The sequence below is a fragment of the Acidimangrovimonas pyrenivorans genome, from assembly GCF_042643245.1.
GTDB lineage: Bacteria > Pseudomonadota > Alphaproteobacteria > Rhodobacterales > Rhodobacteraceae > Acidimangrovimonas > Acidimangrovimonas pyrenivorans.
In genome coordinates this window covers 37,779-51,838 of sequence record NZ_JBHRSK010000004.1, presented here as the reverse complement: position 1 = coordinate 51,838, position 14,060 = coordinate 37,779, and the positions used below count along the sequence as shown (strand labels likewise).

The window sequence follows — 14,060 nt, the reverse complement described above, 5'->3', positions numbered from 1 at the left end:
CGCCGCCCATCAGCCGCCGGCGCGGCGGGCGAAGATCCGGCGGATTGTGGCGAAGAACAGCGGCACGAAGATCACCCCCAGCACCGTGGCGGCGATGGTGCCGCCCAGCACCCCGGCGCCGATCGCCCGGCGCCCGCCGGAACCCGCACCGGTGCTCAGCACCAGCGGCAGCACGCCCAGCGAGAACGCCATCGAGGTCATGATGATCGGCCGGAAACGCTGGACTGCTGCCACGCGCACCGCCTCGAACACGCCCTCGCCCGCCTGCATCCGGTCGCGGGCGAATTCGACGATCAGGATCGCGTTCTTGCCGGTCAGGCCGATCACGGTCAGCAGCCCGACCTGGAAGAAGACGCCGTTGTCGAAGCCGCCCAGCCAGGCGCCCAGGAGCGCGCCCAGCACGCCGATCGGCATCGCCAGCATCACCGCGAAGGGGATCGCCCAGCTTTCGTAAAGTGCCGCGAGGCAGAGGAAGATCGCCGCCAACGACAGCCCGTAGAGCAGCGGCGCCTTGCCGCCCGATTGCTGTTCCTCCAGCGAGATGCCGGTCCAGGCGACGCGGTAGCTGCCGGGCAGTTGCGCCGCCAGCCGCTTGACCTCGGCCATCGCCTCGCCCGAGGAAACGCCCGAGGCCGGGCTGCCCTGGATATGCATCGCCGCGACGCCGTTGTAGCGGTCGAGCCCCTGGGGGCCGTATTTCCAGCTCGCCGTGGTGAAGTTCGAGAACGGGACGAGGCCGCCCGAGGCGTTGCGGACGCGCCATTTCTGCAGGTCCGACGGCACCGCCCGGGCCGAGGGCTCGCCCTGGACGTAGACCCGCTTGATCCGGCCGTTGTCGTTGAAATCGTTGACGTAGGAACCGGCCCAGGCGATCGACAGCGTGTTCGCCACCTGGCTCGGGGTGATGCCGTAGGCCCCGGCCCGGCGCCAGTCGATATTGAGGTCGAACTGGGCCGCGTCCTCGAGCCCCGAAGGCCGGGCCGAGGCGATTTTCGGGTCCTGCGCCAGCATGCCGAGAAGTTGGTTGCGCGCGGCCAGGAGTTGCTCGTGGCTCTGGCCGCCCTGGGCCTGGAGGTAGAAGTCGAAACCCGAGACGTTGCCGAGAGAGATCACCGCCGGCGGCACGATCGGGAACACCATCGCGTCCTTGATCCGGCTCAGCGCGCCGAAGGCCCGGCCGGCGATGGCCTTGACGTTCTGGTCGGGCCGGGTCCGCTCGGACCAGTCCTTGAGCCGGACGAAGGTCAGGCCCATGTTCTGGCCCTGCCCGGCGAAGCTGAAGCCGACGACGCCGAAGACCGACTCGACATTGTCCTTCTCGGCGCTGTTGAAATAGCCCTCGACCTGCTGCACCACCTTCAGCGTCCGCTCGGCGGTGGCGCCGGTCGGGGCCTGGATCAGCGTCATCAGCACGCCCTGATCCTCGTCGGGCAGAAAGCCGGTCGGGGTCTGGACGAACATCCAGCCCATGCCGAGGCCGAGCGCGAGATAGATCACCCCGACCCGCAACGGCCGCTTGATGACATAGCCGACGGTGGCGCCATAGCCCCTGGTCAGCCCGCCGAAGCCGCGGTTGAACCAGCCGAAGACGCCGCGGCGGCTGTGATGGGCGTCCTTGCGGCGCAGGAGCGTGGCACAAAGCGCCGGCGTCAGGGTCAGCGCGACGACGACCGAGAGCAGCATCGCCGAGACGATGGTGATCGAGAACTGCTGGTAGATCACCCCGGTCGAGCCGCCGAAGAAGGCCATCGGCACGAAGACCGCCGAAAGCACCAGCGCCACGCCGATCAGCGCGCCGGTGATCTGCCCCATCGACTTGCGCGTCGCCTCGCGCGGCGGCAGGCCCTCCTCCTCCATGATCCGCTCGACGTTCTCCACGACCACGATGGCGTCATCGACGAGCAGGCCGATCGCCAGCACCATCGCCAGCATGGTCAGCGTGTTGATGGTGAAGCCGGCGACGGCGAGGATGCCGAACGTGCCGAGCAGCACCACCGGCACCGCCAGCGTCGGGATCAGCGTGGCGCGGAAGTTCTGCAGGAACAGCAGCATGACGAGGAAGACGAGGCCGATCGCCTCGACCAAGGTCCGCACCACCTCCTCGATCGAAATGCGGACGAAGGGCGTGGTGTCGTAGGGCACGACGTAATGCACGCCCTCGGGGAAATACTGCGCCATCTCCTCGACCTGCGCCCGCACCCGCGTCGCGGTGTCGAGCGCGTTGGCGCCCGAGGCGAGCTGGATCGCCAGGCCGGCCGCCGGCTTGCCGTTGAAGCGGGCGATGGTCGAGTAGTTCTCGGCCCCGATCTCGACCTTGGCGACGTCCTTGAGCCGGACCAGGCCGCCATCGGTCTCGGCCCGCAGCACGATCTGCTCGAAATCCTGCGGCGTGCGCAAGAGCGACTGCGCGGTGATGGTGGCGTTGAGCTGCTGGCCCTTGACAGTCGGCAGGCTGCCGAAGGACCCGGCCGAGATCTGGGCGTTCTGGGCCGAGACGGCGGCGACCACGTCGGAGGGGGTCAACTGGTAGGCCGCCAGCTTGGACGGGTCGAGCCAGATCCGCATCGCGTATTGGGCGCCGAAGGCCTGGACGCCGCCGACGCCCTTCACCCGGCTGAGCGTGTCGGACATGTGGGTCTTCATGTAATCCGACAGGTCGACCTGGGTCAGGTCGGGATTGTCCGAGATCAGCGCGACGACCATCAGGAAGCCGGACGAGGTCTTCTCGACCCGCACGCCCTGGCGCTGGACCGCCTCGGGCAGCAGCGCCGTCGCCCCGGCGAGCTTGTTCTGGACCTGGACCTGGGCGATGTCGGGGTCGGTGCCGGTGTCGAAGGTCAGGGTCACGGTCGCCCGCCCGGCCGAGGTCGAGCTGGAGCTCATGTAGCGCAGCCCGTCGAGCCCGGTCATCTGCTGTTCGATGACCTGGGTGACGGTGTTGGCGACGGTCTCGGCCGAGGCGCCGGGATAGCTGGCGGTGACGCGCACCGCCGGCGGCGCGATCTGCGGATATTGCGCAACCGGCAGGGTCGAGATCGACAACAGCCCGATCCCCATGATCAGGATCGAGATCACCCAGGCAAAGACCGGCCGGTCGATGAAGAAACGTGCCATGCGCGTGCTCCCCGCGGCTCGATCAGTTGCCGGACGGGGCCGCGGCCCCGGTGGTGTCGGCGGCCTTGCGTTCCTCGGGTTTCACCGTGGCGCCCGGCGCGATCTTCTGCAGCCCGGCGACGATCACCCGGTCGCCGGGCTTGACGCCCGCATCGACCACCCAGTTCGCGCCGCTGTCGCGCAGCACGTGCAGCTGGCGCTGTTCGACCTTGTTTTCGGCAGTGACCACCATCGCCACCGGCTCGCCGCGCCGGTCGCGACTGACGGCCTCCTGCGGCACCAGCACGACATTCTCGGCCCGGCCCTGCGGCATCTCGACCTGCACATACATTCCGGGCAGCAACAGCCCGTCGGGATTGGGAAATTCCAGCCGCAGCACGACGACGCCGGTCAGTTCGTCGACATGGGGCTCGGCCGCCGACAGGTGACCCTTCTCGGCATAGACCGTGCCATCGGCCAGCTTGAGCGTCACCGGCGCGGTGGCCATGTCGCCCGCCCCGGCGGTGCCCGCGGCCAGGTTGCGGCGCCAGCGCACGAGGTCGGCGGCGGACTGGGTGACGTCGACATAGACCGGATCGAGGGTGCGGATCACCGCCAGCGCCGTCGCCTGGCCCGAGGTCACCAGCGCGCCCTTGGTGGTCTGGCTCAGGCCGATGGTGCCCGAGAGCTGGGCCCGGATCGTGGTGTGGTCGAGGTCGATCTTGGCCTTGCGCAGGTTGGCCTCGGCCACCTGCACCGCCGCCGCGGCGACGTCGCGCGCGACCAGCGCGTCATCGAGGTTCTGCTGGCTGACCACGCTGCGTCCCATCAGGGTCTTCTGCCGGTCGGCCTCGGACTGGGCCTGGCGCAGCTGCGCCCTGGCCTGGGCGACGCTGGCCTCGGCCGCCGCCACCTGCGCCTGATAAGTCGCGTCGTCGATCCGGTAGAGTGGCTGGCCCTCCTGCACCGGACTGCCCTCCTTGAACAACCGCTCGGTGACGATGCCGTTGACCTGCGGCCGGACCTCGGCCACCGCCGAGGCCGCCACCCGGCCGGGCAGCGCCGAGGTCAGCGTCACCGAGGCCTGTTTCAGCGTCACCACGGTGACGGCGGCGGGCGGACGCCCGGCCTGCTGCGCCGACGCCCCCGTGACGGCAACGGCGCTGGCTGCGCCCAGCGCCAGCGCGGCCGCACGGACGAGATTGCGTAGGGAAATTGCTGGGGCCGGCATGGTCGGGCACTCCTGACAAGTCCGCGGTGACGGAGGGCGGCACGGGAATCGCGGCCGCATATTGGCGGCCTGCTGCCGAATTAAGGAAACCAGTGGGTTTTGTAAAGCGGCGAAATGCTGTAAGGCGAGGCGCGTAGAGACGCGCGCCGAGCGCGAGGAGGGAGACGCGCATGACCGATCCGCATTCGCCGCCCCCGGAGGGGGCCGAAGTGCCCTGCCGCCGTCGCGGCCGGCCGGTCCAGCTCGATCCCGACACCCGGATCGCGCGGGTGCTCGACGCGACCGAGGCGCTCCTGGCCGATCAGGGCGTCGACCGGATCAGCATGAGCGCCATCGCCCGCGCCGCCGGCATGTCGAAGCGCACCGTTTACGAGCTGTTCGCCAGCCGCGAGGAGCTGATCGGCGCCTGCCTGCGGCGGATGCTGGCCTCGGTGTTCCGGCCGCTCGCACCGGACGAGGCGGCACTGCCGCTGCCCGAGCGGCTGCGGATCATCCTGACCATGCACTGGGCGCCGGGGATCGAGGACCGGTCGCTGGAGATTCTCCGTGCCGCCATCGCCGAGACCCGGCGCCAGCCGGCGCTGGCCCGGCACCTGCTCGACAACGGCTTCAGCGAACTGTCCGGGCGGATCGAGGAGGAACTGAGACGCGAGGTCGACCGCGGCGCGTTGGCGCTCGACGACATCCCGCTGGCGGCCGAGATCCTGCGCGACATGGTGTGCGAGAACCCCGTCGCCGCGCTGCTCGACCCGACCCGGCCGGCCTCCGACCGCCGGAACGCCCGCGCCGCCCGCCGCGACCGGGCGATCGAGATCTTCTGCCGCGGGATCGCCTAGAGACCCGCGCGCCGCCCCGTCCCTCCGGCGCAGCGCACGAAGCACGGGCTGGCCGAATCCCTCCTGCGCTCCTAAAGCGGGAACAGGGAGTTCCTCATGTGCGGAAATTCGGAAATCGCGGCCCAGCCCCATCCGTCGCGGCCGGTGCGGGGCCTGCGCCCATGAGCGGCGGGGTCGAAAACCTTGCGGTCCACGACCTGCGGCTGCTGCGGGCCCTGGTCGCCGTCGCGCGCGAGGGCAACGTGACGCGGGCGGCGGAGCTGCTGCACCTCACCCAGCCGGCGCTGAGCATCCAGCTGCGCAAGCTGTCCGAGCTGACCGACCTGACCCTGTTCCGCCGCAGCGCCACCGGCATGGACCTGACCGCCGACGGCGCGATGTTGGCGGTCAAGGCCGAGCTGGTGCTGGCCTCGGTCGAGGATTTCAACCAGCTCTTGCGGACGATGCGCAGCCAGCTGCGCGGCAAGCTGAGCATCGGCACCATCATCGACCCGGAATTCACCCGCCTCGGCGCGCTGCTGCAACGACTGCTGGAAACCGCGCCGGGGGTGTCGACCTCGCTGCGCCACGGCGTCAGCGGCGAGGTGCTCGACCAGATCACGCGCGGGGCGCTCGATGTCGGCTTCTACCTGGGCGATCTGCCCGAGGGCGCGGAAAGCCGCTATCACCTCCGGCCGCTGTCGCGGCTGGGCTACCGCGTCGTCGCCCCGCCCGCGCTGGCGCAGAAGGCGCGCCACATGGACTGGGCCGAGCTTGCCCGCCTGCCCTGGGTCGGCACGCCGCCAAGCTCGGTGCATAACCGCCTGCTGGCCCGGCGTTTCGCCGCCTGCGGGGTGGAACAGAACGTGGTCGCGCAGGTCGACCAGGAATCCTCGATGCTGGCGATGGCGCGCACCGGCGTCGGGCTCAGCCTGTGCCGCGAGTCGATCGCCCTGCACGAGGCGCAGTCGGGCACGGTGGTGATGCTCGATCACCCGCCGCTGGAAACCGAGCTGAGCTTCCTCTGCCTCGCCGCCCGCGCCGAGGACCCGGTCGTCGCCGCGGCGCTGAAGGCGATCGACGACGTCTGGGGGCGCTAGCTCGGCAGGTATTCCCGCGACCAGCTTTCGCTGATCGCGCCAGCCGCGATCATCTCGTCGATGCGGGCGTCGTCATAGCCCAGCTCGCGCAGCACCTGCCGCGTCGAGGCGCCGTATTTCTCGGCCGGCTTCGGCAGGATCACGCGGCCCCGCGCCGGACGGACGCCGATGCAATCGAGCTGCGTGACCACATGCCCCGACGGGTGATCGGCGCAGACCGAGAAGGAATAGCTGCCCCGGTCGATGCCCGGCGTCCCGTCCGGCTCGCGCGTGTGTTTCGCCCGCAGCGCGTCGATATTGTCGCAGACCGCGGCGGCGATGTCGTGGCCGCGCAGCGTCCCGATCCAGTAGTCCGAGGTGTCGTTGGCGAATATCTCGGACAGGAAGGCCTCGCGCTCTTCCCGCGGCACTTCCGCGAAGCCGGCAAATTCGGGCACCGCCGCCAGCTTCTCGACGTCGCCCTCGTAGGCCGAGAGCAGCAGCCAGTCGCCCGAGGCGGTGTAGTAGAACCGCGTCAGCGCGTCGTAACCGTTGACGTGGCGCCCCGAGGGTTCGTCGAACAGGCCGCGGCCGGTATAGTCGTAGCAGAACGGCACCTGCAGCAGCCCGGAATTGGCGCAAAGCGAGGTGCGCGCCCGGCCGGTGACGCCGACCTTGAGCTGCTGGTAGAGCGCCGCACCGATGGCGACGGTTCCGGCAAAGCCGCACATGACGTCGATGGTGCCGACATGGGCGTGCTCCTCGGGCTCGCTCATCGAGCCGCCGAAGCGCAGCATGATCCCTGTCGTCGCCTGCACGACGTCGTCGTAGCCGACGTAATCGGTGCGCGGCCCGCGCCGCACCCCCGAGAAGCAGTCGAGCTTGCAGAACACCGCGTCGGGGTTGATCCGCGCCAGGCTGTCGGCATCGAGGCCCATCGCCCGGATCTGGTTGTCGGGCGCGTTCCAGACGATGACGTCGACGGAACGCACCAGCTCGTCGAAGGCCTCGCGCCCCTCCGGCGTGGTCATCTCGATCAGGGCCGAGCGTTTGCCGCGCATATGCGACAGGCCGAAGATGACCGTGTTCCAGGCGTCGTATCGGGGCGAGGCCGGGTCGAGCTTGATCACCTCGGCGCCGAAGCGGGTCAGGTAGCTGACCGAATGCGGCCCGGCGATGACGTTGCACAGATCGAGGATGCGCACCCCCTCCAGCCAGCCGGAGCGGTCGGCGGGGTCGGCGACCCGGGGCAGCTTGGTCCGGATGCGCTTGAAGGCGTGCAGGGCGGTGCTGTAATCGACCCAGCGGCGCGGTGTCGGCGACAGCGCCGCCTCGCCGCTTTCCTCGAGCCAGGCGACCGGGCCGGGCTGGATCATGGTGCCGAATTCCGGGTCCTCGACATCGATCATCAGCCCCGAGGTCTCGGCATGGTCGTCGTTGATCCATTCCTGCAGCCAGCGTTGCGGCGCGCCGGGGAACTTGTTGCGGCCGAAGATCCGTTCCCATTCCTTGGCGGTGCGGGTGAGGAACACCTCCTTCATCCGCGCCGCGATCTTGTCGGCCCAGAATTTCGGCAGCGGGTAGACCCCGAGCGAGACGTCGGACGACCATTCCGAGGTCGGCTTGTAGGTGTCGTCCTCCTCGCTCAGCCCCTCGGCGACCAGCTCGTCGTAGATGCCCAACGTCTGCAGGCAGCGCCGGGCGTGGTTCTTGTGGCTGGGACAGACGACGTAGAACATGCGCCCGTCCTTGCACAGGTAGCTGCGGTAGAACGGGTCGAGCAGTTCCTGCAACTCCTCGTAGCTGACATTCATCGGCAGCCCCTCGATCCGGCGCCGGCTGATCTCGCGCTCGCGCTGGGTCAGGTAGCGGTCGGGCAGGTTCTCGATCCGGATCGAGTTGTAGCACAGCCCCTCCATCACCGCCGAGGCCAACGGCACCTCGATCTGGTCGCCCAGGCCGTTACGCTCGCGCGCCTGCAGCGCCAGCACGGCGGCCGAGGCGGCGATCGTCGCGCCATATGCCGAGGCCAGCGGCAGCGGCGAAAACGACGGGTTGACGCCCATCAGCACCCGGTTCAGCCCCATGTCGGTGAAGACCCCGGAACTGGCGGCGATGATGCTTTCATAGGCGCGCAGCTCGCGGCGTTCCTCGTCGGCCGAGGCGAAACCGGGGATCGAGACGGTGATCAGCTCCGGGTATTGCTTGCGCAGCTCGGCCGGATCGAGCCCCAGCGCCGCCATCTTGCCGGGGCGGAAATTCTCGATCACGATGTCGGCTTCGGCGACCAGCTCGCGCGCGCGCTCCAGCCCCTCCTCGGATTTCAGATCGAGCGAGACGATCAGCTTGTTGCGGTTGAGGGTCGCGTTGGCGGGGCTTTTCCACATCGTCCCGCCGGGCGGGTCGACATGCACGACCGTGGCGCCCAGATCGCCCAGGATCATCGCCGTCGCGGGACCGGCGATGTACTGGCCGAAATCGAGCACCTTGACATTGTGCAGGGGCAGCTTGGCGGTGGGGGTGCTGGACATCGCGCGTCTCCGTCCGGGGCTCAGGCGTCTTGCAGAATGAAGCTCGCCGCTTTCTCGGCGATCATCAAGGTCGGCGAATTGGTGTTGCCCGAGGTGATGGCCGGCATCACCCCGGCATCGGCGATCCGCAACCCCTTGACGCCGCGCATCCGCAGCCGGCTGTCGACCACCGCCATCGGGTCGTCCTCGCGGCCCATCTTCGTCGTCCCGGTCGGGTGGAAGATGGTCGAGGCGATGTCGCCGGCCAGCCGCGCCAGTTCCTCGTCGGTCTGGTATTGCGGCCCCGGCTTCCATTCGACGGGGTTGTATTTCGCCATCGCCGGCTGGCCCATGATCCTGCGCACCTGGCGCAGGCTCTGCGCCGCGACCAGCCTGTCATCCTCGGTCGACAGGTAGTTCGGCGCGATCTTCGGCGCGTCGCCGGGCCGGGACGAGCGAATCTCGACCGTGCCGCGCGAGCTCGGGTTGAGGTTGCAGACGCTGGCGGTGATCGCCGGGAAGGTATGCAGCGGCTCGCCGAAGGCGTCGAGGCTGAGCGGCTGGACATGGTATTGCAGGTTCGGATGCGTCCGGCTGTCATCGGAACGGGTGAAGGCGCCGAGCTGGCTGGGCGACATGCTCATCGGCCCGGTGCGGCGCAGGGCGTATTCCAGACCGAACATCGCCCGGCCGGTCAGGGTCGCCGCCAGCTGGTTGAGCGTGCGGGTGCCCTCGACCTTGTAGACGGTGCGGATCTGCAGGTGGTCCTGCAGGTTGCGGCCGATGCCGGGGATGTCGCGCTTCGGCGTGATGCCGTTGGCCTGCAGCACCTCGGCCGGGCCGAGCCCCGACAGCTGCAGGATCTGCGGCGTGCCGATGGCGCCGGCGCAGAGGACGACTTCGCGCCGCGCCCGCACGCTGACGGCGCCGCCGGCCCGGTTCAGCCGGGCGCCGGTGCAGCGCAGCCCGGCCGTGCCGTCCTGCTCCAGCTCCAGCGCCTCGACCTGGGCCTCGGTCCAGACGGTCAGGTTCGGCCGCCCCTTGGCCGGGCGCAGGAAGGCCTTCGAGGCGTTCCAGCGCCAGCCCGAGCGCTGGTTGACGTCGAAATAGCCGACGCCCTCGTTGTCACCGGTGTTGAAATCGTCGGTCCGGGGCACGCCGGCCTCGACCGCGGCCTCGGCGAAACTGTCGAGCACGTCCCAGCGCAGGCGCTGCTTTTCCACCCGCCATTCGCCGCCATGGCCGTGCAGGTCGGAAAAGCGCAGGTTCCCGCGCGAGGCCGGGTTCTCGCCGCCGTCCAGCCGATAATGATCCTCGTGCGCCTTGAAGGCGGGCAGGACATTGTCCCAGCGCCATTCGGGATCGCCCGTCGCCTCGGCCCAGCCGTCGTAGTCGCGCGCCTGGCCGCGCATGTAGATCATGCCGTTGATCGAGGAACAGCCACCCAGCGTCTTGCCGCGCGGATAGCGCAGGCTGCGCCCGTTCAGCCCCGGCTCCTGCTCGGTGTTGAACATCCAGTCGGTGCGGGGATTGCCGATGCAGTAAAGGTAGCCGACGGGGATGTGGATCCAGGGCGAGGTGTCCTTCTTGCCCGCCTCGATCAGCAGCACGCGGGTTGCCGGATCGCGGCTCAGCCGGTTGGCCAGCAGGCAGCCCGCCGTCCCCGCGCCGATCACGACATAGTCGAACCTGTTCGCCTGGTCTTGCATCAGATCTCTCCCCTTCGCCGGTCCGCGCTCCGTCGGGACGGTGCGACGGGCTTAGCCGAGGAGCTGCCGCCCTGCCCAATAAAACCCACGGGAAGGATTATTACGGGCGCTTATAATGCGCCCCCTATGTCCAGTGCGGCCGCCAACTGCTATTGGCCTCTGCACCACGATGGCCGATGGACGGCCCGGCGCTGCCGGGCCAGGCAGGGAAGCACGAGAACAGGAGCGAACATGGCGGTGAAGACGGCAGTTATCGGGCTGGGGATCATGGGGCGGCGGATGCTCGAACACATGGTGCCGCATGAAGGCTACGATCCGGTGGCGCTGTGGGACCCGGACCCGGCAGCCTGCGCGGCGGCGCAGGACCTCGCCCCCGGGGCGCGGGTCGCGGGCTCGGTGGAAGCGGCCATCGCCGGGGCCGACCTGGTCTACCTCGCCTGCCCGCCGGTGCCGCGCAAGGCCTACGCCCTGGCCGCGGCTTCGGCCGGCAAGGCGGTGTTCCTGGAGAAGCCGCTCGGCGTCGACGAGGCCGAAAGCGCGGCGCTGGTGGCCGGGCTGCGGGACAGCGGCGTGCCGGCGGCGGTGAACTTCACCCAGGCCGCCGGCGAGGCGCTGGCCCATATCTCCCATGCCGCGCAGGCCGGCGAGATGGGCGATCTGGCCGGCGTCGACATGGTCGTCACCTATGCCGCCTGGCCGCGCGCCTGGCAGCAGGCTGCCGACTGGCTGCGCTTCCGCGCCGAGGGCGGCATGACGCGGGAGGTGCTGTCGCATTTCCTGTTCTTCACCCAGCGCATTCTCGGCCCGCTCTCGGTGGTCTGGGCGCGGCCGTCCTACCCCGCCGACCCGGCCCTGTGCGAAACCGCCCTGCTCGCCCGGCTGGAAAACGCCCGGGGCCTGCCGGTGTCGATCCTGGCCTCGGTCGGCGGCGCCCAGCCCGACCGCCAGGAATTCACCGTCAAGGGCAGCAAGGCCAGCCACCGGGTCTCGAACTTCTCGGACGAATCCGTCTCGCAAGGCGCCGCGTTCACCCCGGTCGGCCCCGAGCCGGGGGACCGCCGCGCCGTCGCGTTGCGGGCGCAGCTCGACGACCTGCTGCTGTGCATCGCGGGCCGGCCGCACCGGCTGGCGACCCCGCAGGAGGCGCTGGACGTGCAACGGCTGGTCGAGGAGATGCTGCGCGGCAAGCCCTGACAGGGCGGCGGGCCCGGCCCACCGCGCGGGGCCAGACCCGGGGCGCCGGGCCGCCCCGTCCACCGCCTTGTCCCCGGAACCTGCGGCGGCTTCATGGGGCTCGCCCGGAAGGCGCGGCGCCGGGCAAAGCCAGCCGGCGCGACGGAACCGCAGCCGCGCCGCCCGCATGAAGACGGTCTTGGAGGGCGGCCCCGACCAGCCTGCAACCTCCTTGCGGCCTGTCGCCCTCGCCTTCGCTCCGGCCGCCACCTTCCCTGCTTTCCGATCCGATCGGCTTCCCGGCCCCCGCGCGCATGCCGGGGCCGGGGGCGCCCCTTTGCCAGCGGGCTGGAAGACGGGACCGGGGTCGTCAGCGCCGACCTGACCCCATGTCGTTTACGATTTTTCATCGTTATTGACGACTATTCATTTTTGATCTACGTTCGCGCTAAAGCCAAAAGGGACACCCCCGTCCTGCTTCCGGCTTCGCATCGCGATGCCCGACATCGCCGAACACGCAAGGGGCGGCCCCGGCGCCATTCCCGCTTTGGCCAAGGAGGACGGTGACGATGGCCCCGAGCTGCGCCCCTTCCGCAATCGCACGCCGCGGAGGGCCCGCCTCGGCCTTCCCGCCCGGCTCAACCACGGCCGGAACCGCCGTGAAATCCATTGCTCGGACGGCCGCGTGGCCGGCGCCGGCACGCCGCAATTTCCCCACGAACAAGCGAAACGAAGGAGAAGCCTCATGACGATCGACGGAACCTACAAGGTGAAGGTCCATACCCCGGTGGGCGTGCAGGACGGCGAGATGACCCTGAAGGCCGAGGGCGCGTCGCTGTCTGGCACGCTCGTCAACCCGCTCGGCACGACCGAATTCTCGGGCGGCACCGTCACCGGCGATGCGATCGCCTTCGACACCCGGATCCCGACCCCGATCGGCCGCCTCAAGGCCCATGTCAGCGGCACCGTCAGCGGCGACCAGTTCAGCGGCAAGGCCAAGCTGCCGCTCGGCTCGGCCCAGATCGAAGGCGCCAAGCTGGCGTGACCCCGAGGAGGATACCGACATGAACATCCAGGCCGCCCCCGGACAGGCGATCGTCCCCGGCTTCTCTCTCGCCGAGCGCGACCGGCGCTGGGCCATCGCCCGCCAGATGATGGAGGAGATGGATCTCGAAGGCCTCGTCGTCTTCGGCTCGCGCGAGGGCGCCTTCCCGGCGCCCTTCGCGATGGACACCTACTTCACCAACGACCGGCCCGGCGCCATCGTCGTGTTCCCGCGCGCGGGCGCGCCCCGCGTGCTGGCCTTCGCCCTGGCCGCCAACGACCACCTGCAGGCCATCGACCGCGGCGAAGAGGTCTGGGTCCGGCCCGAGAACGTCTATGCCGGCGCGCCGAACGGCATGCTGCTGAGCCTGCTGATGAAGGAGGTCGGTATCGGCGAGAAGCGCGTCGGCGTGATCGGGCTCGATCCCTATCCGCCGTTCTACTTCGACGGGGCGATCCCCTACCATATGTGGAAGACGGTGCTCGACAGCTTCCCCGAGGCCGATTTCGTCCAGCTCGGAGATCGTTTCTTCGACCTGACCGCCGCGCGCAGCGCCGAAGAGCTCGAGGTGCTGAGATGGTCGGCGAATGTCGGCGAGACGATGGCCGAGGCCCTGCGCGACGCGACGCGGCCGGGCGTCACCGAGGCCGAGCTCTATTCCGCCGTCATGGCGGCCTGTTCGCGCAATGTCGGCTTCACCGCCGAAATCCTGCTCGGTTCCGGCAAGGATATCGTCAGCTTCGGCCCGCCGCGCTGGAACTACCGGCCGCAGGCGCCCCGCGTGATCGAGGACGGCGATATCGTCATCGGCGAGATCTTCTCGTCGCTCGGCATGCTCGAGACCCAGCACCAGGTGACCGTGGCCGTGGGCGAGGTGCATGAGGACTACCTGCGGGCCGAGGCCGTGGCGCGCGCCTCCTACGAGGCCGGTCTGGCCGCGCTGAGGCCCGGCAACACCTTCGGCGCGCTCGTCGAGGCGATGCAGGCGCCGCTGAAGGCGGCGGGCGGCGACAATGTCCACCCTCTGGTCCACTCGATCAACCCTTTCGGGCTGGTCTGCGGCTTCGGCGCCGGCTTCAACCGCCTGCCGGGGGCGGAACGCTACGCCATCGCGGCCGAGGTGCCGACCTTCGGCGCCGAGGTCGAGATCCGGGCCGGCATGACCTTCGCCTTCGAGCCGAGTTGCCTGTTCGGCCGGCGTTTCGTCAATCTCGGCGGCACGGTCATCGCCGGCGAGGACGGCGCGATCGAGTTGAACAGCGTCACCACGCAGATGATGCGGGCCTGACGGCGAAGGGGCGGTCGCGGCCGAGACCGCCCTTGCAGCCGGCAGGCGTGGCAGGTCGGCACCGACCGGCCTCGCCCCGCCGGACCTTCGCCGCCCGGCGCAGCAATGCGGGGCGCG

9 protein-coding genes are annotated in these 14,060 nt (G+C 69.8%); 5 read left to right on the top strand and 4 right to left on the bottom strand.

Annotation, left to right across the window (positions count from 1 at the left end; genetic code table 11):
- Positions 1-9: 9 nt before the first annotated feature.
- Both ACFOES_RS03250 and ACFOES_RS03245 read right to left on the bottom strand, forming a co-directional pair.
- Complete coding sequence (locus ACFOES_RS03250) at positions 10-3,114, bottom strand: efflux RND transporter permease subunit (protein WP_377831738.1); 3,105 nt, start codon at positions 3,112-3,114, stop codon at positions 10-12.
- Between the two features lie 22 nt (positions 3,115-3,136).
- Positions 3,137-4,324 carry an efflux RND transporter periplasmic adaptor subunit gene (locus tag ACFOES_RS03245; protein WP_377831736.1) on the bottom strand — a complete coding sequence of 396 codons (1,188 nt, stop codon included), beginning with the start codon at positions 4,322-4,324 and terminating at the stop codon, positions 3,137-3,139.
- Positions 4,325-4,494: 170 nt separating this feature from the next.
- On the opposite strand from ACFOES_RS03245, the gene ACFOES_RS03240 reads away from it, so the two are divergent.
- The gene (locus ACFOES_RS03240) at positions 4,495-5,160 is read left to right on the top strand and encodes a TetR/AcrR family transcriptional regulator (RefSeq protein WP_377831735.1); all 666 of its coding nucleotides are present in this window, start codon (positions 4,495-4,497) and stop codon (positions 5,158-5,160) included.
- Positions 5,161-5,321: 161 nt separating this feature from the next.
- On the top strand, positions 5,322-6,239 hold the full coding sequence (locus ACFOES_RS03235; RefSeq protein WP_377831734.1) for a LysR family transcriptional regulator: 918 nt from the start codon (positions 5,322-5,324) through the stop codon (positions 6,237-6,239).
- Here the strand turns inward: ACFOES_RS03235 and ACFOES_RS03230 are convergent.
- Positions 6,236-8,749 (bottom strand): CoA transferase, encoded by a 2,514-nt coding sequence (locus ACFOES_RS03230; protein WP_377831733.1) that lies wholly within the window; start codon positions 8,747-8,749, stop codon positions 6,236-6,238. The two genes, ACFOES_RS03235 and ACFOES_RS03230, sit on opposite strands and share 4 nt — an antisense overlap.
- A 20-nt stretch (positions 8,750-8,769) precedes the next feature.
- A complete protein-coding gene (locus ACFOES_RS03225) occupies positions 8,770-10,437 on the bottom strand; it encodes a GMC family oxidoreductase (RefSeq protein ID WP_377831732.1) in 1,668 nt (555 codons plus the stop codon).
- A gap of 231 nt (positions 10,438-10,668) precedes the next feature.
- Here ACFOES_RS03225 and ACFOES_RS03220 point away from each other — a divergent pair, with 231 nt between their 5' ends.
- The 3 genes from ACFOES_RS03220 (at position 10,669) to ACFOES_RS03210 (ending at position 13,943) form a co-directional block, all read left to right on the top strand.
- Positions 10,669-11,631: a Gfo/Idh/MocA family protein gene (locus tag ACFOES_RS03220; protein WP_377831731.1), complete on the top strand. Its 963-nt coding sequence runs from the start codon at positions 10,669-10,671 to the stop codon at positions 11,629-11,631.
- A gap of 724 nt (positions 11,632-12,355) precedes the next feature.
- A complete protein-coding gene (locus ACFOES_RS03215) occupies positions 12,356-12,655 on the top strand; it encodes a hypothetical protein (RefSeq protein ID WP_377831730.1) in 300 nt (99 codons plus the stop codon).
- Positions 12,656-12,674: 19 nt separating this feature from the next.
- The gene (locus ACFOES_RS03210) at positions 12,675-13,943 is read left to right on the top strand and encodes a M24 family metallopeptidase (protein WP_377831729.1); all 1,269 of its coding nucleotides are present in this window, start codon (positions 12,675-12,677) and stop codon (positions 13,941-13,943) included.
- The last annotated feature ends 117 nt before the right edge of the window (positions 13,944-14,060 follow it).